This is a genomic window from Fervidicoccaceae archaeon, from assembly GCA_038734945.1.
GTDB lineage: Archaea > Thermoproteota > Thermoprotei_A > Sulfolobales > Fervidicoccaceae > ARK-14.
The window spans coordinates 52891-73568 of the sequence record JAVYOA010000001.1; the positions used below are offsets into that span (position 1 = coordinate 52891).

A 20678-nucleotide genomic window follows, 5' to 3' on the forward strand; every position below is an offset into this window, starting at 1 on the left:
TCAGCAAAAATATTGGAAAGAGGATTATTATCGTTTCATCTTGATTGCTATGAGCGCTCCAAATATAATTGTGATTAGGGCAGCTATGGGGAGAGGCACAGATATAGGGATGCTGACGCTGCAGGAAGAAACCGAAGGATCATCCAATGTGAGGATCTGTTCGCGACTCATGAATGAAATGCTCTCATTTGTTGAGCTTCCACAGGTAAGTGTTGAAAGTGTTAGCACGTTGGGCAATCCAAGCAAGGATGTTTGTATAGCTGCTCTAGCCCTAAAGACCCCCCTCCCCTCGATGGGATTGTTTAGAGTAGCATTTGAAAGCACATTGCCCTGAGAGGTTGAGATATAGAGAAGCTGAAATGATAGAGAATATGCATAAATTCCACTATTTCCATGAACTGTGGATGCGAGAGATGAAAGGTTCAAGGAAGTTCCCTCAGGAAGCCAAGCTGTGTAGTTTCCGTTGAGAAGCTGTATATTAACGAGAAACTCCCTTTCATATTTGAGAAGCACATCGACTGGAGAGTTAACAGTGAAGTTTAAGTCCAGGGCTGTTCCATTTGGCAAGAAAGCTCCAACTAGAACGAGCCTCGTATTATTATTAAAAGCTATTATCTTGCTTGAAAGCAAGTTGAGGTTTTCTCCTGGCTCTATCCATACATCGCTCTCATTGAACGGGCTAATGATTTTCACCAAGTATTCTGTAACATATATAGCCTCAAGCCTTCCAGGAGAGCTAAGGCTGAAGGTCTGCGGATTGATATAGGTTCCGTTGAACTTGAGGGAAGAAAGCACCAGAGAAGTTCTGTTTCCAAGATCTATCCTTTCTGGTATAAGCGAGAGGAAATCCCTTCCCTCTCTTATCCATATATTCTTTTCTCCATTATAGGTGAGAAGATCCACAAGATATTCTTTTCCATAAACTAATGTCAGGTTAATTGGGCCGGAAATTGAATAGCTGCTGAAGTCTATTTTATTGCTATCTATGAAAGCTGAAATAAGAACCATTCTCTCGCTCTGCGATAGATATATTGTTGTGTTTATTAGATTCATCAGAGGGGTTCCATCGATTGCCCAAATCGAGCTGTTTCCTAATGGGGAACTTACTCTCACCAGGTATTCTCTAGTATAATTGATGAAGACGACAGTTCCCATGGGGACCGTGCTTCCGTTTACCTCCCTCCCGTCCACATAGGCTCTTGGTAGGATTAGCCTTGTTCCGTTGCCCAAATCGATCTCCTTAAGATATTGAGATATGTCGTTGCTTTCCTGCATGAAAACTCCATAGGGAGTCACTACTATTACGGAGCTCGACCAGAGCTGGTAAGCTTCTGCATTTCCAGGAAGCACAGCTGCTGAGTGGGGGAAAATAGCTATGGAGTTTGCTCTAGCTCTCTCATAGGTAGCAGTTCCAATGCTCCAGGCCGCTAGAGGAGGGATCCAACTTCCAGAAAGATTGTAGTACAGAGAGAGCTCAATGCTTCCTCCACTGAGAACAGCTATTGGCTCTTCCGCTGAATATCCAGCAAATACGAGTTCCAGATCCAGAGGAGTGCCGTACGAAGTCTTTATAGAAGGATCAATGTAGATTTCTGCTCTATTGGCAGGAGCATAGGGCTCTATGAGCACAGAGTCGTAGACTTTTCCATCCAGAATGAAGTTCACAATAATGCTAGAACCTTTAAGAGCAGTGGAAATTGTTAAATCATGGGTTCCAAATGCTATGGTGCCTTCCTTCCCATAGGCATAGTACTGCTCTCCTCCTCCCCAATACCAATATGTTCCTCCATTTCCAACAATTCTTCCCTGAGAAAATTGGGATGGGGCTGATGTGGCATTCCATATATTGTCGATATATCCTAGCATTGAACCATAGCTGCTTTTCCAATTGAGGCAGTTCTGAAGCCAATATATCTGCCTTTTTCCATCAGCCAGATCGACAACGAGGAATGCATTGAGCTGAATGGAGAAGCCGGGAAAAGCCGCTGTGCCATTTGCATAATAGGAAATGGAAGATGGGGGATTGGTTATGTTCACAATGCCTCGCACCGAATTTGTTCTAATCGAATAGAAGAATGCTTCACCGGAGAGGGAGGTAACGCCATAATCAACCACTCCAACAGGTGCTATGCTTCCAAGCTGAGAGATTGTTGCCTTTATATTGCCATTTATCCAGGCTGCTACAGCAGGAGATCCGCAGAGCTCAACAGAGATGTAGCCGTAGTAATCAGCTGGATAGCTTCCAGGATTGTATATGCCTATCTCCAGAATTGCTGGTGTAGAAATGTTTGCAGTGAAAGTTAGGCTCAGATTGCTTGAAGCGCTACTTCTATATATCTCTTTTCCAGTTATGCTATCCTTGATAACTAGTTCCAATGGTTGCGTCGAAAATATAGATGAGAAGATGGAAATGCCTATGCTTCCGGGAGCAGATATGTTTTCAGAGTAGTAAACTTCATAGTTGGGGGCTATGCTTCCGAGCCTCTCATGCGAATAGGTGAAGTTGAGAGTTTCCATGTAGCATTGAAATGCATGCAGAGTTTCCCCCTGTGCCAGTGCTATTTTCCCCGATAGCAGGAGAAGAGTTACCAGCCACAACAGCGCTCCAGCAGTTAGATACCTGTTCATGATTGGGATCCTCACTTTAGAAAATCAGATCTTCTTCAACAGCTCTCCCAGCTTCCTCGCATATTCTTTTAGATTGAGCTCCTTTACCCTCTCCACAGATGCCCTTGAAAGCCTTCTCCACTCCCCCTCATTGTTCATGAGCCTGAGAACAGCATCTGCTGCCTCATCCCCATCCACATATCCAAGGGCATTTCTCCCATCCTCAGCCAGATCGCTCCATGCACCTCCAGATCTGTGAATCACTGCTGGAATTCCCCTGGCCATTGCCTCTGCAACAGCAATTCCCCAGTGCTCGTTTACTGTTGCATGCATGAATACCCTGGATCTGTCCATGATTTTAAGCTTGAGCTCGCTTGGAGCATTGAGCAAGAGGCATATGCTCTCACTGCATTCTTCCTTTTCAGAGATCTTGATCCCCATGCTCCCAGCTAGCTTCATCAGCCTACTCACATATGCTCTGGAATGGGGGGTGGAGGAGGACCCAATTATGTATAGCCTTATCTCAGGATCCTCCCTGAGGAGCCTCGGCAATACCTCCTCTATGACCCAGTGATACCTCTTCTCCTCGCTGTACCTCCCAATCATGACCACGCTCTTCTCCCTCTCCTCAAAGTCCCTTGGCCTCTCAACTATCTCCATCGATGGCGGGATTGGGGGGTTCAATACAGTGGGCTTCTCCCCATACACCTCCCTCACAATGTTTCCAGTCCAAGAAGAGTTTGTTAGAACGAGATTTGAAGCATCAAATGGATTTATACCTGTGAACTGCGGAAGAATCTTCTTGTATACCCACCAGTACAGATTCATCGGAAACCTACCGTACCTTTCGAGAATGTACGGATCGTTTCCATAGAAATACCCCTTCTTTCTGTAATCCTCGTTAACGGCTGCCTCAAGAGGAAAATGAATGTACTCTATGGTCTCTATTCCCCTCTCTCTGAGCTCTTTCAATGCTCTTCGTGACGTAGCCTCATCGGAAAATACTATCTCTGCATTGAATTTCTCAGCTGCTCTTTTCCCCACATTGCCTACGAAGAGCCTTAAGTAAATTCCAAATGCCTTCAAGTCTATTGGATAGCTATATGTTTCAAAGTCTTCCAGGGAAATGCCGTACCATTGGGGATACTTGCTAACATCTATTTTCATGGGTGAGGCGAGGACGGGATCAAATCCCATAGCTTTCAGAGCGATTGCCGTGGATGAGCATACAAGCTCTCCTCCTCCTGGCTCGTTCCAGTAGTGATGAAGAACTACAGCTTTAGCCATCTCAATCAACTACAGAGAATTATTGAATAACTGCTAAAAACGTTTTTTTACTAAGCAGAATTTCCCTTTTTCTTCTATGAGAACTCCATGCTCATTCCAACGTGGATCTGCTTGAACTTTGTCCCAAAGCTCCTCAAGAGCTCACAGCTGGCTCTCAATCCAGTACAGTGACCTGCGCAAATGGCATCGATATCAAGCTTAGAGAGATGGCTTACTGTTCTGATTATCCTCTCATCCGATGCCTCTGCTAGATGAAGGCCTCCTATGATGAACTTTATTTTCGTCTCACCGGTTAGAGCTCTTGCTTTTTCCAGGATGTTTATTATGCCTGAATGCCCGCACCCGGTAACTATTCCAATGCCACTTCTGAACTTTATGACAAGAGCTATGTCATCGGATATGATGTCGCGCTCCAGCACTCCATCCTTTCCAACAAACATATAGGGCTCCTCTACTTTCTCAAAATCATTCCTTCTCTCGATTTCTCCAGTTGTCAGAATGCCTGGGGCTATCTCTACAGGATCTCTGGATAGAATGGGATAGCCTCCCAATCTCTTCAACTCGCCTATTTCTGAAAATGACAAAATTCCAACAGGACGGATGAACGGCTCACTGATGAAGGATGTCTTGAGGGCAAGGGGATGCATTACGATGGGTATTTGCTTTCCTTCAGCTTTTTCGAGCACCTTCAGAAGCCCTCCTGTATGATCCCAGTGTCCATGTGTTATAACAATTGCATCAATGCTCTTTGGATCTATCTCGAGCATTTTCATGTTGAACAAAAGGGCCTCCCCGTTCCATCCAGTATCCACAAGAATCCTTCTCTTCTCCTCCCCCCAAGATGCCTCCAGAAAATATGAAGCGCCGTGCTGAGCGAGAAGTTTCCCTCTGAATCCTACCTGATTGTCCGCCAGGACTCTTATTCTTATTCTATCTACAAATTTATCCTTCATCATTGTCAACTCCCTATTTTTAATATGTAGGGGGTTTCCTATTAATCCGTTGCTTTGCTTCTTTATCTAGTTATTTATTATTTGAAAAATATATGTTAATATATATAATTTAGAACAATTTATAGAAAGATATATAAACTTTCCACTAAATTTGTAGATTAGTGACAAAATTGAGAAATCCATTCGATGAGCTGAACAGAACTGGGCTCACTCGTGGACATTTAAAGCTATTGATAGTCTCAGGATTTGGGTTCTTCACAGATGCATACGACCTGTTTGTAATAGGCGTTGTGCTTTTAATTCTCTCAAGCGATGCCTCTACATCATTTCACCTTGCTGGAAATGAAGTGGGTCTCATAGGTGCCTCTTCCCTAGCATCAGCTATTCTAGGACAGCTGCTATTTGGAAAAATAGCTGATGTCTATGGGAGAAAGAAGGTCTATGGAACAGAACTAGCTATATTGATAGCTGGAGCAATCATGAGTGCTCTTTCATGGAATTTCTCTTCCCTGCTGATTTCCAGGATCATTCTCGGAATAGGAATAGGAGGAGACTATCCAGTGAGTGCCACAATTATGAGCGAATATTCCAATGCGAGGGACAGGGGAAAGCTTGTTGGACTTGTCTTTTCCATGCAGGGGTTGGGCGCTATTTCTGCTGTTCTTGCTGCTTATTTTCTTGCATCGAAATTGCCTGCTGAGATTGCGTGGAGAGCTCTGCTTGGAATTGGAGCAATTCCTCCGAGCTGTGTTGTTTTTCTGAGAAGGAAAATTAGGGAAACTCCGAGATTCTCTCTCTTTGTAGCAGGTAACGAGAAAGAAGCATCAGAGGCCCTGAGAATTGTTTTGGGAGAGAAGGTCAGCAAGCAGATTGAAGGTGTTAGGGGAAGAGGTTCGGCATTTAGCTTCAATGAGTTTCTCAGAGAATATCGAAAGCCATTGATTATAACTTCACTTTCATGGTTTCTCATGGATATAGCATTCTATGGAACTGGAATATATTCTGGTTTCATAGTTTCTCAGATCGTCATGCTGCACTCATTTCAAGGAAGAATTCTAGCAGCGGGGATACCCTATTTCATTGGAGGCTTTGGATACTTCCTTGCAGCTTTTCTAATGGATAAAATGGGTAGGAAGAGGATACAACTGCAGGGATTCTTGGCGATGTCAGTGATATATATCCTAGTAGCGGCTTCTATAGTTGCTGAAGGGAGCAGGATAATAGGATTCTTATTTCCGAGAGAATTAGCGTTTCTGATCTACAGTCTATCGTTTTTCTTCATAAATTTCGGTCCAAACGAGACTACATTCGTTCTCCCATCAGAGCTTTTCCCAACCAAGTTCAGATCCACTGCTCACGGCATTGCATCTGCCTCCGGAAAGGCAGGAGCTGTAATTGGAACTTATCTCATGCCGTTTGCCCTTGAAAGTATTGGAGTGAGAGGAGTTCTGGTGATCCTTTCCATTGTTTCAGTTATCGGAGCCATAATTTCTCTTGGTCTGAAGGAGCCAGCAGGTCTCCCTCTCGAAGTTGTATCTCATGAGATTTGAGAGATCTTCCCCTCACAACACTTCTCGAACCTGCCCACGATGTGGGTATGTAGTGAAGAGACGAGTGAGCAGGGCATTCAAATGCATAAAATGCGGTTTCAAGCTAGATAGGCAGAAGCTGGCATCTCTCACATCTACCTCAAGTACACCAGTATGTTGGGTTTTTCCTGCAGCTGTGAGCCGGAGCTGGATGAAGGGGAGCTATGGGTTGGGGTTACCCTGAATGGGCGGAAACCGATAATGTGAGTACCGATAAAAGGTGCTCCGAGGTCTGTGAAGCCAAGAGTTACATCAGACTGCATCAACTAACATGAAACCCGAACCCCCGAAGGAAATTTACACGATCACTGAAACTATGAGCTGAAGAAAAGGTTATCGATATTTAGTTCAGAACCTTTGATAATTCTGCTAATTTGAAAAATTTATATATAATATATTTAAATTTTTCTTCGGTGATAGTCATGGCAGAGAAAGCTGATAGCGTAGGAAGGGCTCTGGGAAAGCTGATTTTATACATAGTTATTGTTGCAATTTTTCTCGGGATAGTTAATTACTTCTTCAATGTCTTTATACCTCAGATCGGAGAAAGCTATCCAAGCCTAAAAAGCTTAAGTATCCTCAAGGACTATTATCCATATGTAAATGCTATATTGATCCTCATCCTTGGATGGCTAATCATAGTTTCAACGGCAAATGCTTTCTATGCTATGCTGAAACCAAAATACGGGGTTTCAGCAGCAGGAGCGGTCAGAAGTCTTGTGAGGATCCTTGGAATTGCTGCCTTAATAGCTGGGGTTGCTGGAAGTGCTGCAGGAGGAGCTTCTGGCGTGGCCCTAGGTGGGTTCATTGGAATGATAGTCGGATATGCCACACAGCAAGTTCTGGGACAGGCTGTCGCTGGAATCTTTGTGCTAATTTCGAGACCATTCAAGATAGGCGATCTTATCGATGCTGCTGGAGAAAGTGGAGTTGAAGTTACTGAAGTAGCTACCCTTTTCACAATTGCTAGGAGAAAGGATGGCAATGTTGTACTCATACCAAACAATGCTCTGATAGGACAAAAGATAGTTATAAATGCTAGAAAAGAAGGATAAGGAACTCGAAAAATATGCTTCAGTGATTAATTTTTTTAAGGTTTAATCCAATACCCTTTTAGAAGTGTGCGCCGCGGTAGCTCAGCCTGGTTGGAGCGCCGGACTCATACGGAGTATGAAGCAATAGGTCGCTCCTGAGATATCCGGAGGTCCCGGGTTCGAATCCCGGCCGCGGCACTCTTCCTTAAAGCACACTCATCCACTCTGTGTTCTTTTTTTCTCTGCTTCTGAGCTCTTGATTGAGCCAAAAATGAGGGGCTTCTCCTTAAATATTCCATTTGGATTAATTAACAATATAGCTATGATTGAAATACTGAGAAGAAGATAGTCAAGCCAAGCTACATTGAATGCTAGGAAAGATGCCAGCTGCTGCTTATATGTGTAGATCAGTGTTCTTGCTGTAACGAAGACAAATGTTCCAACAACTGGCCCCAAGTTTGTGCCCATTCCTCCCAACATCATCATTACCCAAGGCCAAAATGTCCAGGAAAATCTGTCGAATGCAGTTGCTATGACACCTAGGGTGTAGTAAGCATATAGGCTTCCAGCAAGAGCTGCTGTGGCAGAGCCTATGAAAATTACTGTAGCTCTTTTTGCAGCTATGTCTTTACCCAGGGCACCTGCAGCATCTTCATTTTCTCTTATGGCTTTGAGAGCTCTTCCAAAGGGAGTTGTAAGCATTTTCCAGTATATGAGAAACACGATGATAGCAATGGCGGAGAGCAGAGCCGTGTAGTACAAGTATCTATTTCCACCAAGGGAATAGAAGGGATCTGGCACTTGAACTCCAGAGGTTCCTCCAGCTATTGGCTCATAATTGTAGCCAACAACCCTGATGGTTTCAGCCATCGCCAGGAGAGTGATACCCAGGTAGTCCTCTCTGAGCCTGACTGATGGGATAACGCTCAAAAGACCTATAATCCCTCCTACCAAGCTGGAGAGAGCTACTGTTGAGATGAATAGAAGAGCTGCTGCCCAAGCATTGGAGGATAGCCATGGATTGACTGTGGATACTATAATGTTGTTCTGAGTCACGTAGTTGCTCACTGAAATGGGATTGTTGCCTTGAAGAGCATTGTAGAGAAATACTCCTATCCTTGGAGAGAACCAAGCAGTAAATAGAGCGCCAGAAATTACCGCAAGCATTTTCCCAAAATTTGGAATCCCTGTGAATCCAGCTTCAAGGTTGAGGCTAATTACGACAATGAGATATATTGAGGCCATTGAAATGACTGCCAGGGAAAGCTGAATAATCTCTGATGACAGTTCTCCTCACCTCCTCTTTATCTTGAATGGGCCTATTCCTGCCAATCCCTTTGGGAAGAGCATGAGGGTTGCTGTCATTATGAGGAGGGGAATTATTGGCCTGTAGGCACTGCTTATTCCGGTGAGCGCTGTTATGTAGCCAAGAAGGACTGTTTCGCTTAGCCCAATAATGATCGCACCAAGCACTGAGCCGTACAGCGAACCAATGCCTCCCAATATGCTTGAAGCGAATATGCTTATTATAAGCGTCATTCCAGTTGATGTGTTTGTGTAGAATTTCAGTGGTATGAGAGAGCCTGCTATTCCAGAAACTCCTCCTGATATGAACCATGCAGCAACGCTAGCGAGCTCCACATTGATGCCTATGACACCCGAGAGATTTGGATTCTCGACGACTGCTCTCAGAGCTATTCCAAATTTGGTCTTTTTGAGAAGGAGTTCGAGGGATGAGAGTATTGCTGCTAATAGAATTGGTGCTATAAAGAGAGCTCTCTGCACGCCAGCTTTTCCCATTAGGTCATAACTATAATAGGTGAAGTCCCTCGCATCTATGCTCAGCGGAACTTTGTATCCAGCTTGGTTGGACAAAGTTGAAATTGCTGAGAGAAAGCTGGAACTAGCAGCATCAACGTAGATATTGAGAACGGAAAAAATGAACATGTCAGTTGCTATTGTAGCTATCATTAGCACAGTTGGAGATCCTCCTCTTCTCTTGAGGGGTCTCAGCACTGCTAGGTATTGAGCAACTGCAACCAGCCCTACAATAATGAATGAAACTAGAATGAATTCCAGATATACAGATAGGGGGATCGAGTAGTTGTAGACGGAGGCGTTTATCTCCAGGGGATTGGCTCCAGAGAGGAGGGCATTTTTCACGGCTCCTATTCTGCTCAAGCTGACTAAGGTCCATGTGGTATATGCACCGAGGATGGCGAAGCTGGCCTGAGCAAAGTTTGGAACCTTTGTTATCGAATATGTGAGGGAGAGCCCTAAGCTGAGAAGGGATAGAATGGAGCAGTATATTATAGCATTTACAAGCTGAGGAGGCAGCACGGGCTAACCCTTCTTTGGATTTTAAAGGATTTCAATTATAAGTGGATTATATTCCTTTCTCACTATTAAAAAAATTAGCTGAATGTGAATGATTTTGTAGCTGTGTCGTACATTCCTTTGTAGCTCCATACATACTGGCCCTGCTGGCTGTCCACTGCATATATAAAGTAATTAGCATATGCCCTATCTCCATTGGCATTGAGCTGAGTCCAGCCTGTTACTCCATAGTAGTTAGAAGCTATTGTTGGGAGGATCTTGATAACTTTGTCCGGAGAATAGTCTCCTGCTGTTATTATAGATAAGGTCAGGATCCATGCTATATCGTATGTGTTGTAGGCATATGAAATGGGCTCTGTTCCCAGACTCTGGATAAACCTCGCTGTGAGGTTCTCGTACTTTGGATTGGGCAGTGTTCCAGCTATAGTGGCAGTGAAGTTCGTCTTTACTGCGAAGGAAGCTGCAACTGGATCGCTAATTAGCTTGCCAGATTTAGCTATTCCATCTGTTCCTATCCATCTTACGCTGGAGAGTGATTGGTACTGACTTGCCTGATCGATGAATTGGACTCCTTCCTCAAAGGATATGAGGACAACTCCAACGCTTGATTCCCCGTATTTTCCTATCAGAGAGCTCACAGTATTAGCAAGCTGGTTCACTTCAGAAGTGTAGTCGCTTGCCTGCACGGAATATCGAGGTCCAGTGATCGCATCGATTCCGAGCAATGCCATGTTAGCAATTGTGGAATTAGCCAGGTTGTCTCCCCAGTCATCTCCTCTCCAAACAATAACAACATGTTTGAGACCGTAGTACTTTGCCAATTGTGCCAGAGCCTCCCCCTGCATTCTATCATCGACAACTAGCCTGAAAATGAAGTCGTTAGGAATAGCTAGAGCTGGAGATGTACTAGAAGGGCTGAATATTATTATATGGTTCGAATTAGCGAAGCCCATGATGTTCTTAACTTCAGAGCTTGCCATTGGACCAACTATGAATTTCACTCCTTGTGCATAGAGGCTCTGCAGCTTTTGAAGCGCCACGTTTGGATTAGTCTGTGTATCCTCAATGAAGACCTTCACTTGGTATGGAAGCCCGGAGGAGTTGAGGAATGCATTTATGTCTGAGGCAGCCAGCTGAAGAGCCAGACTGTTCTGCTGTCCAAAGGTCTGAAGATCTCCGCTGAGGGGGAAGAGGCCTCCCAGAGCTATTGTGGTTAAGGTTTTCGCCGATGTGCTCTGCTGTGCAGTTGTATTTGTGCTAGGAGTTGTGGATGTTGTTTGGGTCTTCAGCCCAAATCCTACAGCAATTCCGATAACTAGAAAAACGATGGCGATGACTGCAATCTGAACTTTTGCATTCATAGCTATACACCACAGAATGATAGTAAAATGGAAATTTCTTTCAAATATAAATTAATTCCCTTTTATTCTAGTGGGAACCTACAGATCTGCTTTGTTTCATTATTTTAATAAATCAATTATCATTAAAAATTGTTATTCGCTTCCCCTCATCTCCTTACCTCTGAGAGCAGAGAGAATCATGGATGCTGCTAGAACAGCCATTGAGACGCCGAATGCGGCCTTCATTCCCATCATGAATCCGGTAGCAAGTCCGCCTATGATGCTGCTAGTTCCCATGAAGATTTGGAAGGCGAGCTGCCTGGGAATGGAGAGGGAAGAAACACTTATTGCTAGAACGTAGCTAAGCAGCATTCCAACGTTAGCAAGAGTTCTCTGTATTCCACTGGCACCTCCGTAATACCCTTTTGATGCATTTGCCATTATTGCACTGTTGTTTGCTGGATAGAAGAGAGCCGATCCCACTCCTCCTATGATTGATGCCAGAACAATTGTGGAGAAGGGGGTAGAAGGGGAAAGTGCTGTCAGATAGAAGAGAATGCTGATCATCATCATTCCTATACCAAGTGTTGCCGGAATCCTCGATCCTATTCTATCGGAGAGCCTGCCTGAAAACGGTGCTATTGCGCTGGCAACGAGATAGCCTGGAACGAGAAGGAGAGATGTCTGAAAGGGTGTTAGCCCTCTTATGCCCTGGAGGTACATAGTTAATATGAACGATATGGAGATGTAGCCCATGCTCTGAAAGAATGAAGCAAGAATTGCGGCAGTTAGAAGCCTGTTTCTAAATGCCTTAGTATCTATGATGGGCATTTCCTGCCTAGGTTCAATAATGAATATCATTAGCGCGAAGATGATGATGCCGAGCAGAATGAGAACTGCGCTCTGCATCGTGACTCCAACTCCAGCTATTTCAGAGCTTCCAAGGGATATGAGAATGAGGGAAAGTATCATTGTTATTGTTCCAGGAATGTCAAATTTTCTCCTTATCCTCTCTCCAGCCTTTAGATACCGTGTTCCCAGAAAAAGGGCAATTATGCCCAGAGGAACATTTATGTAAAATATATATCGCCATCCGAGCGCTGTTGTAATGAAGCCTCCGAGGACTATTCCAAGAGTGGATCCTATGTTCCATCCTATGGATGTGTATCCAAATGCTCTTCCTCTGAGATTAGGAGGATAGTGATCTGCTATTACTGCTCCAGAAGTAGATTGCATCATGGCTCCTCCAATAGCCTGAATAGACCTGAATGCCAGAAGGAAGTTCATGTTGGGAGATGCACCACATAGGGCTGAGCCAACTGTGAAAATTAGAAAGCCCAAGTTGTATACCTTGGACCTACCTACATTGTCTCCTAGCCTTCCAAGCTGGGCACTTAGAGAGGAAATAACAATTATGTATATCATTATGAGCCAGCCTGCCATTTCAAGGTTTGTATGAAGCTCATCTACGATGGTTGGAATTGCAAGGATAACTATGGTGCTATCTATGGCAGACATCATAACTCCTAGAAAAACCACGAGAAGGGCTAGCTCTCTGCTTGTTGCTCTCTCCATTATGAGCTTCGCCTTCCATTCATCAAGATAATAGTGCGAATTTGAATGAAGTCTTAGACCTAATATTCGTTCTGCATCTATTTTCTATTAATAACTAATTGATAGCTGCATTCTTGAAAAGGACTCTTCCCCAAAGCTTGAAGACCCTTTATCTAGGAATACACTCATCATAGGGGTCAGAACAGCTTTTTAACCTTGATTAAAGAGCTTATATATGAGGGCCGGTAGCTCAGCTGGAAGAGCGCTGCCCTCGCACGGCAGAGGTCCCGGGTTCAAGTCCCGGCCGGTCCACTATTTTTTCTGCTATGAGCAATATCATGGCTTGGATGTGATGCGCCTTGACCAAGATAAGGCTTCCTCTTCCAAGAAAATTAACAGCAATGAGTGTTGAGGAGGCTCTTCTTCTTAGAAGAAGTGTTAGGTCTTTCCTGGATGATCCGCTTACTCTAGATGAGCTTTCTCTCCTGCTCTGGGCTGCTGGGGGTCGTGTAGGGAAAGAAGAAAATAGGAGAACTGCTCCAAGCGCCGGGGCAACATATCCATTGCTGATCCTCTGCTTCGTCGGACCGAACTCTATTGTTGGAGGTCAGAGGATTGACGCTGGAGTCTATAGGTATGAATGGAAGGATCATTCACTGGAAATGATTATTGAGGGGGATCGCAGGAAGGAGCTCGCTAGAGCAGCTCTTGGCCAAAGGTTCATATATGAAGCCCCGATTTCAATTGCCATATTTGCAGATTATTCGAAAACGACTAGATATTATGGGGAACGCGGCTACAGATATGTTCACATGGAAGCTGGGCATGTTGGTGAGAATATCTATTTAATGGCCACAGCTCTCAACCTGGGAACTGTGGCTGTTGGCGCTTTTGATGATGAGGAGGTTATGAGGATAACGGGCATTAAGGAGCTGCCTCTGTATATATTTCCCATTGGAAGGCCTAGATTGAATGAAAGGAGAACTTTGGAGGCTGATGAAATGTTGATGCAGAGATAGATGATTAGAAGCTGGAGAATAGGTGGGGGGAGATTTCTTGTCAGTTGAGTGCAATGAGATAGAGCTCTTTGTTCTGCGATTTTCTGAGGACTCTCCATCTGCCAGCACCGGAGTGAAGCTGTATAGGTTGGGACTTGCAAGGAGAATAGGTCTGGAGAGGGCATCAAAGATCAGGGGAATATTTCTGGATCCTTTTTCTTCAATTCCAATCTCCAGAGAAGATCTATCCTATGCGAGAAGCATAATAGTTGTTGACAGATCTTGGAATGTCTTGGAGAGGGAGAGGAGGATGCCTCTGAGGACGGGGAAGGGTACTAGGAGGCGGCTGCCTTTCCTCATAGCATCGAACCCAATAAACTATGCTAAGGCCTACAAGCTCAGCAGCGTCGAGGCACTTGCCGCTGCTTTATTCATTCTGGGATGTGAGGAGAGAGCGAAAGAGCTGATGTCAAAGTTCAAATGGGGACAAAATTTCTTTTCTCTCAATGGAAGATTGCTAGAGAGGTACAGAAATTCCTTGAATTTGCATGATTTGCTGAGGGCAGAGGAGGAGGAAACTGAAAAGTTTCTTGGAGGTGATATGAGAGGTGAAGGTTCTAGTTGAAGGTGGCAGTAGAATTCACCTTGGCTTTTACAACATAGTAAATGAATCAAGGATATATGGAAGCGTTGGGCTCTATCTAGAAGCTCCAAAAGTAGTGGTTTCTGCTTCCAGTGAGGGGGATCCATCGGAAGAATGGAGAGCTATTTCAGAATCCATATGCGAGATAGGATCCTCTGTTAATGTCAGGATAGCATCATCTCCTCCAAAGCATGTCGGACTTGGAAGTACTACACAGATATCTATGAGCGCAGCAATGGCATTGAGAACGCTCTGCAGGAGAAAGCTATCCTATAAGGATCTCGCCCTTATTACTGGAAGAGGAGCGGTCTCAGGAATAGGAATACATGCCTTCAGATATGGAGGACTGATAGTTGATGGTGGAAGGAGAAATACTGGTGTGCTTCTTCCTCCGTCAAGCGAATCCGATCTTCCTCCTCTTCTCCAGAGGCTTTCTTTTCCAAGAGATTGGGTTGTAGTTTTGGTGATTCCGAGCTCTGGCAGAAAGGTTAGTGAAGAGGAGGAGAGCTTCATGCTTTCTCCAGCGCCACCACACTTCGATCAGGTCTTGTTGCTAAGAGGTCTAATGCAGCTAACGAATGGAATTCTGAACAAGGATCTTCTAACTTTCTCGAATGGAGTTGAGACTATTCAAAGAATGATGGGAGATTACTTTGAGGAGTATCAGGGAGGGAAATACTCAAGCAATCAAACCATGGCATCTGTAGAAGCTCTTCGCTTCTCTGGTGCTAAGGGAGTGGGGCAAAGCAGTTGGGGTCCTCTAGCCTATGGCTTCATACTCGAGGAGAGCAAGAGCAGAGTTGAGGAGAACCTGCGTGATTATCTCAGAAAAGAAGGGGTGGATGCCCAGATTCTATTCACAAAGGCAAGAAACAGGGGGGCTTCCGTTTCAGTTGTTGTCTAATCATCTAGCTTCCGCATCATATGTTATAATCGGCATTTTTATATATGATTTGTTTCAAACCATTATATTGGTGGAAAACTAAATGCCCTCAGCCATTGTACTAATAAATGCTGAAATAGGGAGCGAAGAAGAAGTATTCAACGAGATATCAAAGGTAAAGGAAGTAACAGAAGCGTATGTAGTATATGGCGTTTACGATGTAATAGTGAAAGTTGAAGCAGATACAATGGATAAACTTAAGGAGGTGGTAGCATCACAGATAAGAAAGCTACCAAAAGTGAGGTCAACCCTCACAATGATAATTGTTGAAGGGAAGGAGCTAAAGAAAAAGTGAAGAGGCTGGCCGTTGGGCTGGACGGCTACGACTCAAATTTCTCAGGATGTACCACTCACTTCACAGTTTTTTTGCTTAACATTCTAAGGAAAAGTGGAAGGGAATTCAAGCTACTAGGTGGGCCTTTTTTAGTTAGGTTGAATCCAAATGTCCCTTTCAAGACAAGAGGAAATGCTGCAGTTTCTTTTTCAATTGAGGGGGAAATCGATGAGCAATTCATTGAGAGATCAATAGAAGAGGTTGCTGAAGCTTATGAATTCGAGAAAAAGGGAACATCTGTGATAATAGATCTGGATAAATGGAATAGATTTGTGGATTTGGTTAGGTTCTATCATAGGAGTGTTTCCGATTTGGTTCCAAGGAAAGTTGCTGAGGAGCTGCTTGAGGATGTTGGAGGAATAAGCATAGGAAGAAACAGCTTGGTTGGAGCTCTGGCGTCCGTGGGCTATGCTCTATCCGAAAGTGAGTTCACTTATGAGCTTCTCGTTTACAGAGGGGAAGCAGAGGAGGATAATAGAACAATCGATGAAAAAAAGGCTAAGGAGATCCTCCTCTCTTTTCCCTCACTCTTCAACAATGTCAGCAGAAAGAGAGGAAAGGTTGTAGCAATTCCCAGAGGTCCAGATCCTGTTTTGATCGGCATAAGGGGCTACAACGAAGGAGAACTAATGGAGGCTTTAAAAGAACTTGTTCCATTCATGGAGAGACCTTCAGCATGGTGTCTCTTCAAGAGCAATCAGCATACGGATCCCCATGCCATCCCAAGAAAAATAGAGGATCTGAGGGTCTATAGAATGGGCGTTATTGAGGGAGTAATCTCGGAGAAGCCCGATATCAAAATGGGGGGGCATGTTATTGTATATCTCGATGATGAGAGAGGGATGAGTATTCCAGTAATTTTCTACAGCGAAACCTATCCTATGAATGTTGCTGCTGCCAAATTGAGAAGGGGGGACAGAATAGCAGTTCTGGGAGGAGCTGTGGAGAAAAGAGGAAGCGATGGGCTGATATTTGAGGCGGAGAAGCTATGGATAAAGGATGTTTCAAATATAATATTGGAGAGAAACCCTAGGTGTCCGGTTTGTGGGGCAAGAATGGAGAGCGCTGGAAGGGAGAAGGGCTATAGATGCCCCAAATGCGGCTACAGAGCAAGAGGGGTTTTGGCTAAGGAGAAGATCGTTGTGAAAAGAGATTTGCAAATAGGATCCGTTTCTCCTTTGGAAGGAAGAATTAGGCACCTGGTGAAGCCGTCGGAGCTGGAGCACATTGCACTTCCTAGAATAACAATGGGCAAGGAAGGAAAGGAGATTCATTGCAGCTATCAAGCTTTCCGTTAGAGATATAAACCTATTGATCTCAAACCTAAAACATCATAGAGGGAGCTTAAATGGGCAAAGTAAGAACTGCTATGGTGAAGAGAACCGCGAGAAAGCTGCTCTCGATGTACCCTACTCTGTTCACTGAGAGCTTTGAGAGCAACAAGCAAATTGTGAGAAAGCTCGTTGATATACCGAGCAAGAGAGTGCAGAACAGAATTGCTGGTTATCTGACGAGGCTTGTTAAAATAAACAAGAGAAAGAGCACCTCGGTATGAGCAATGCCGGGTGCTTAAATTGACTAAGATTGTTCTCGTTGGGCAGCTCAAGGAAATTCTTGGAAAGGAGTTTCTGGAGCTAAATGGAAACAGGCTAAGCGAAATACTCAGAAAGCTTTCACCTGCTGTTCAAGATGTTCTCGATATTGATGGGAAGCCCAGTGGAAAGTATATTTTCCTACTGAATGGGGTGGATTCATTTGTCTACGGTGATGATCCAGAAATCAAGGAAGAAGATACTATAACTATAATACCAATAAGCCACGGAGGATGAGCTTCTTGTCAATGGAGGAAAATGCTGGAGATAGATTCCTTACCCTCAGCTGGAAAGATATAGAAGAAGCATCTATGGTAATAGCGGAAAAAATTAGTTCTTCTGGTTTTACCCCACAAGTAATTGTGGGGATACTCAGAGGAGGTTGGATTCCAGCAAGAATCCTCAGCGATCTCCTTGATGTAAAAGAAGTGGGAGCGCTGGAGATAAAATTCTACAGAGGAATTGAGGAGAGAAGTGAGAGACCTGTTATAACACAACCGCTCGTTTGTGATGTGAAGGACAAAAACGTTCTCATAGTTGATGATGTCGCTGATACAGGAAAGAGCCTACAGGTAGCGCTTGGAGCTGTGAGCCTATATGGACCAAAGCAAATCAAGAGTGTTTCTCTATATACTAAACCATGGAGCGTTATCGTTCCGGACTTCTACTTTGCTCAGACAGATAAATGGATAGTTTTTCCGTGGGAGAAGCGCGAAACTCTCCAGACCCTAGTGGAAGCTGAGTACAGGATAATTAGCAGAACTTCAATAGATAGCGAAAAAGTCTCGAGGGATCTGGCTCAAAAGCTCAAACTGCAACAGGATGAAATTAGAAGAATTTTAGAGCTTCTATTAAGGGAGAAGAGGTCACCGTGAGTGACAGAGATCTCTGCATAAACGTGCCAATTTATCCAAACCTGAAGAGAGAGTTCTACTTCACACTGACATCGCAGAAGCTCAATATAGCGCCAGATAGCATTGTTCTTGAGGCCGAAATTCCTTCCTCGCTCATTTTTACCTGTTTCCATGCAGCAAAAGCAGCGGAGGAGGCTCTGAGGGCCATTGAGCAGGGAGAGTCTCTCAGAAACACGAGGCTCGAGATCCTCAGAAGGCTCACTCTAACCAGACAGGTGAGGGATCTAGAAAATATAATTAATAGTGCCAGGGGAGAGCCTTGTTATGTCTATGTTACCAGAGCTCCACTGCAGGGGGCCTTTCCTCCATGCTATTGCAGTGAGGATGCTTTGAGGAAAATTTTTGAGATTGTGCCACAAATAGAATGGCTGGGAGAGGAGGGGGTTCTATCCGCAATTGCTCTGACTTCTCTGGGAAGGTGGCCTACCTGAATATTTATACCTCTCTCCAATGTTTCTAGAATTTTGAGGAAAATTGATTTTTCTGTGCAAACGGTTTTTATTTGTGATTCGAAAACCTTTTTATAAGAAATTAAGAGAGTCTAAGTGAAGGTCAACTCACTCTAATGAGCAGAGGTGTAAAACAATGTTCGAAGAAGAGGAAGAGTGGTGGGAGGAAGAAGAGGAAGGGGAAGAAGAGGAAGAGGAGTGGTGGGAAGAGGAAGAGGAGGAAGAGTGGGAAGAGGAAGAGTGGTAGGGAAAAAGACTGCAGTGACGCTTCCGAAAAATTATCAAGCGATTTTTGAAAAATAAGCTCTCTTTTTCAGGAAGGCAAAGGCTTATTTAATGAGTTTTTGATTATAGATGTGTGGAAGGCATGCTCCCTATACATGCAGTCTTTCAAACAGTTACAACTGTTGGAAACTTCTCCTCAATAGAGTTCCTATCCTCCAATCCAAAGCTGCTCATTTCAATAGGGATACAGTTACTATTAGGAATACTTTTGGGGTATATACTAGCGAAGGCCTTCAAGTATATCATAGCTTTTATCCTTGTGCTAATTGCTGGTGTCATTCTCAATGTTTGGAGCATATCAAGCTCTGGAAACCTAATGGAGAGGTTAACTGGAAGCAAGGAATACTTGCAGTACTTCATTGATTTCGCCAAGTTCTTGGGAGTTCTCCTAGTAGGTCCAGTATTGGCAGGATTTGTTATTGGATTGATAATAGGATGGTTGCACAAATAAAGCTGCATCATTTCGTCATACTTATGTTTATAAAAAGCAGCATTCCTATTCTCAAACAGATCGTGAGGAAAAATATTTATTCTAACTCATGGCTCTCTCTTTCCCTGGGGAACAGAAGTGCTTAGATATGCTTCAGTTGATACTGCAATTATCAATGCTAAAAAACTATTAAACATCGAGCTGGAAAAGGAGTTTGTTGGCCTAGATTCACTCCTCGGAAGAATTTCTGCAGAAGAATTGAGATCGCCTATTGATATTCCTCCGACAGATAGAAGTGCTGTTGACGGTTTTGCCGTCTGCAGTGAAAGCGTTTCATCTGCTTCTCCAAACAATCCAATTCCTCTTGTAGTTGCAAGTTCAGATAAGGGAAGCATCTCATGTGGAGAGACGGTTCCAATTTCAACGGGAGACCCCCTTCCAGAAGGAGCAGATGCTGTTGTGATGCTCGAGGACACAGAGAGAGAAGGAGGCACTCTTCTAGTTATGAGGAGCGCAGCAAAGTATGATAATGTCTCAAGAAAAGGGGAGGACTTCGAGAAGGGAAAAATCGTAATAGAGAGGGGGACCGTTATAAGGCCATGGCATTTAGCTTCTATTTCGACAGTTGGTATGAGGGGGATAATTGCTTATAGAAAAATCAGAGTGGGAATAATAGCCACCGGCTCTGAAGTGACAGAGCCTGGAGGAGAGGGGTTCATATTTGACTCAACTTCGAGGTTGATTGCTTCATATTTTTCTGAGCAGGGGTTCTTCGATGTAAAGAGATATGGCATTGTGAAAGATGATATTGAAATGATAGCTTCTTTTTTGATGAGGGCTGCAAAAGAGAGCGATGTCATAATAACAACAGGCGGGACGGGGCCTGGCTCTAGGGATCTATCAATAAATGCTCTCCTTAGGGCAGGGGGAAAGCTGCTCGTGAGGGGAATCGCAATGCGCCCAGGGAGGCCAACAAGCTATGGAGAGCTGGAGGGGAAGCCCGTATTTCTCCTCTCAGGGTATCCCGTAGCAGCATTTGTTGGGGCAAGATTCATAATTTTGCCATTCATAGAGGAGAAGATTGGTATTAAGGATGATAGGTTGAAATTTGTTTTTGCTAGGCTGAAGAGCAGAGTTGCGGGAGAGGGTGGACTAGAGAGCTTCATAAGAGTGAAGCTAAACAGCTGTGGAAACGAGCTATGCGCAGAACCCATCCTTTTGAGGGGGTCTGGGATACTGAGCTCTCTGCTCAAGTCAGGAGGCTTCTTAAGAGTGCCGGCAAATGTTGAGGGATTTGAGGAAGGAGAAATTGTCAGAATCGAACTTGCTTAATAAAAATTTTTCTATACAATAGCTATATTTATGCCATTCAAAAAGTAGGATTTGGTG

Annotated in this window: 20 protein-coding genes and 2 tRNA genes; 15 read left to right on the forward strand and 7 right to left on the reverse strand. The window is 44.1% G+C overall.

The genetic code is table 11. From position 1 onward, the window contains the following. Nucleotides 1–27: 27 nt before the first annotated feature. The 3 genes from QXR92_00275 to QXR92_00285 form a co-directional block, all read right to left on the reverse strand. Nucleotides 28–2628, reverse strand: coding sequence for a thermopsin family protease (locus QXR92_00275; protein ID MEM0318448.1), 2601 nt, complete (start codon nt 2626–2628; stop codon nt 28–30). Nucleotides 2629–2652: 24 nt separating this feature from the next. Further along, the gene (locus QXR92_00280; protein ID MEM0318449.1) at nt 2653–3894 is read right to left on the reverse strand and encodes a glycosyltransferase; all 1242 of its coding nucleotides are present in this window, start codon (nt 3892–3894) and stop codon (nt 2653–2655) included. A gap of 74 nt (nt 3895–3968) precedes the next feature. After that, nucleotides 3969–4850, reverse strand: coding sequence for an MBL fold metallo-hydrolase (locus QXR92_00285; GenBank protein MEM0318450.1), 882 nt, complete (start codon nt 4848–4850; stop codon nt 3969–3971). 158 nt (nt 4851–5008) lie between these two features. Between QXR92_00285 and QXR92_00290 the strand changes: the two genes are divergently transcribed. From QXR92_00290 to QXR92_00300, 3 genes are all read left to right on the forward strand, one after another. Next, nucleotides 5009–6397, forward strand: a complete 1389-nt coding sequence (locus QXR92_00290) for an MFS transporter (GenBank protein ID MEM0318451.1) — start codon at nt 5009–5011, stop codon at nt 6395–6397. A 461-nt stretch (nt 6398–6858) separates the two neighbouring features. After that, nucleotides 6859–7491, forward strand: a complete 633-nt coding sequence (locus tag QXR92_00295) for a mechanosensitive ion channel (protein ID MEM0318452.1) — start codon at nt 6859–6861, stop codon at nt 7489–7491. A gap of 70 nt (nt 7492–7561) precedes the next feature. Next, a tRNA-Met gene (locus QXR92_00300) sits at nt 7562–7668 on the forward strand. 18 nt (nt 7669–7686) lie between these two features. On the opposite strand, the gene QXR92_00305 is transcribed toward QXR92_00300, so the two are convergent. The 4 genes from QXR92_00305 to QXR92_00320 form a co-directional block, all read right to left on the reverse strand. Continuing rightward, a complete protein-coding gene (locus QXR92_00305) occupies nt 7687–8715 on the reverse strand; it encodes a branched-chain amino acid ABC transporter permease (GenBank protein MEM0318453.1) in 1029 nt (342 codons plus the stop codon). Between the two features lie 48 nt (nt 8716–8763). Beyond that, on the reverse strand, nt 8764–9810 hold the full coding sequence (locus QXR92_00310; protein MEM0318454.1) for a branched-chain amino acid ABC transporter permease: 1047 nt from the start codon (nt 9808–9810) through the stop codon (nt 8764–8766). A gap of 74 nt (nt 9811–9884) precedes the next feature. Further along, complete coding sequence (locus QXR92_00315; GenBank protein ID MEM0318455.1) at nt 9885–11168, reverse strand: ABC transporter substrate-binding protein; 1284 nt, start codon at nt 11166–11168, stop codon at nt 9885–9887. A gap of 132 nt (nt 11169–11300) precedes the next feature. After that, the gene (locus QXR92_00320) at nt 11301–12722 is read right to left on the reverse strand and encodes an MFS transporter (protein ID MEM0318456.1); all 1422 of its coding nucleotides are present in this window, start codon (nt 12720–12722) and stop codon (nt 11301–11303) included. Between the two features lie 218 nt (nt 12723–12940). Here QXR92_00320 and QXR92_00325 point away from each other — a divergent pair. The 12 genes from QXR92_00325 to QXR92_00380 all read left to right on the forward strand — a co-directional run bounded on the left by QXR92_00325 (nt 12941) and on the right by QXR92_00380 (nt 20621). Further along, nucleotides 12941–13013: transfer RNA gene (locus QXR92_00325), tRNA-Ala, on the forward strand. A gap of 47 nt (nt 13014–13060) precedes the next feature. Next, the gene (locus QXR92_00330; protein MEM0318457.1) at nt 13061–13720 is read left to right on the forward strand and encodes a SagB/ThcOx family dehydrogenase; all 660 of its coding nucleotides are present in this window, start codon (nt 13061–13063) and stop codon (nt 13718–13720) included. Nucleotides 13721–13757: 37 nt separating this feature from the next. Then, a complete protein-coding gene (locus QXR92_00335) occupies nt 13758–14324 on the forward strand; it encodes a DUF367 family protein (GenBank protein ID MEM0318458.1) in 567 nt (188 codons plus the stop codon). Then, nucleotides 14308–15246, forward strand: coding sequence for a hypothetical protein (locus QXR92_00340; GenBank protein MEM0318459.1), 939 nt, complete (start codon nt 14308–14310; stop codon nt 15244–15246). Before QXR92_00335 ends, QXR92_00340 begins: the two co-directional genes overlap by 17 nt. A gap of 82 nt (nt 15247–15328) precedes the next feature. Further along, nucleotides 15329–15580 (forward strand): Lrp/AsnC ligand binding domain-containing protein, encoded by a 252-nt coding sequence (locus QXR92_00345; GenBank protein ID MEM0318460.1) that lies wholly within the window; start codon nt 15329–15331, stop codon nt 15578–15580. Beyond that, on the forward strand, nt 15577–16917 hold the full coding sequence (locus QXR92_00350; GenBank protein MEM0318461.1) for a DUF1743 domain-containing protein: 1341 nt from the start codon (nt 15577–15579) through the stop codon (nt 16915–16917). The genes QXR92_00345 and QXR92_00350 overlap by 4 nt, the downstream gene beginning before the upstream one ends. 50 nt (nt 16918–16967) lie before the next feature. Next, the gene (locus QXR92_00355; GenBank protein ID MEM0318462.1) at nt 16968–17174 is read left to right on the forward strand and encodes a 30S ribosomal protein S17e; all 207 of its coding nucleotides are present in this window, start codon (nt 16968–16970) and stop codon (nt 17172–17174) included. 19 nt (nt 17175–17193) lie between these two features. Beyond that, on the forward strand, nt 17194–17448 hold the full coding sequence (locus QXR92_00360; protein ID MEM0318463.1) for a MoaD/ThiS family protein: 255 nt from the start codon (nt 17194–17196) through the stop codon (nt 17446–17448). 11 nt (nt 17449–17459) lie between these two features. Then, nucleotides 17460–18086: a phosphoribosyltransferase gene (locus QXR92_00365; GenBank protein ID MEM0318464.1), complete on the forward strand. Its 627-nt coding sequence runs from the start codon at nt 17460–17462 to the stop codon at nt 18084–18086. Further along, nucleotides 18083–18556, forward strand: coding sequence for a hypothetical protein (locus QXR92_00370; protein MEM0318465.1), 474 nt, complete (start codon nt 18083–18085; stop codon nt 18554–18556). Before QXR92_00365 ends, QXR92_00370 begins: the two co-directional genes overlap by 4 nt. A gap of 376 nt (nt 18557–18932) precedes the next feature. Continuing rightward, nucleotides 18933–19310, forward strand: coding sequence for a hypothetical protein (locus tag QXR92_00375; protein ID MEM0318466.1), 378 nt, complete (start codon nt 18933–18935; stop codon nt 19308–19310). Nucleotides 19311–19427: 117 nt separating this feature from the next. Then, entirely contained in the window at nt 19428–20621 is a 1194-nt protein-coding gene (locus QXR92_00380) for a molybdopterin molybdotransferase MoeA (GenBank protein ID MEM0318467.1), read from the forward strand. Nucleotides 20622–20678 lie beyond the last annotated feature (57 nt).

Coding starts and splice junctions, on each gene's coding strand:
- QXR92_00275 (MEM0318448.1), bottom strand. CDS start 2,628: ATGAACAGGTATCTAACTGCTGGAGCGCTGTTGTGGCTGGTAACTCTT.
- QXR92_00280 (MEM0318449.1), bottom strand. CDS start 3,894: ATGGCTAAAGCTGTAGTTCTTCATCACTACTGGAACGAGCCAGGAGGA.
- QXR92_00285 (MEM0318450.1), bottom strand. CDS start 4,850: ATGATGAAGGATAAATTTGTAGATAGAATAAGAATAAGAGTCCTGGCG.
- QXR92_00295 (MEM0318452.1), top strand. CDS start 6,859: ATGGCAGAGAAAGCTGATAGCGTAGGAAGGGCTCTGGGAAAGCTGATT.
- QXR92_00305 (MEM0318453.1), bottom strand. CDS start 8,715: ATGGCCTCAATATATCTCATTGTCGTAATTAGCCTCAACCTTGAAGCT.
- QXR92_00315 (MEM0318455.1), bottom strand. CDS start 11,168: ATGAATGCAAAAGTTCAGATTGCAGTCATCGCCATCGTTTTTCTAGTT.
- QXR92_00320 (MEM0318456.1), bottom strand. CDS start 12,722: ATGGAGAGAGCAACAAGCAGAGAGCTAGCCCTTCTCGTGGTTTTTCTA.
- QXR92_00345 (MEM0318460.1), top strand. CDS start 15,329: ATGCCCTCAGCCATTGTACTAATAAATGCTGAAATAGGGAGCGAAGAA.
- QXR92_00355 (MEM0318462.1), top strand. CDS start 16,968: ATGGGCAAAGTAAGAACTGCTATGGTGAAGAGAACCGCGAGAAAGCTG.
- QXR92_00365 (MEM0318464.1), top strand. CDS start 17,460: ATGGAGGAAAATGCTGGAGATAGATTCCTTACCCTCAGCTGGAAAGAT.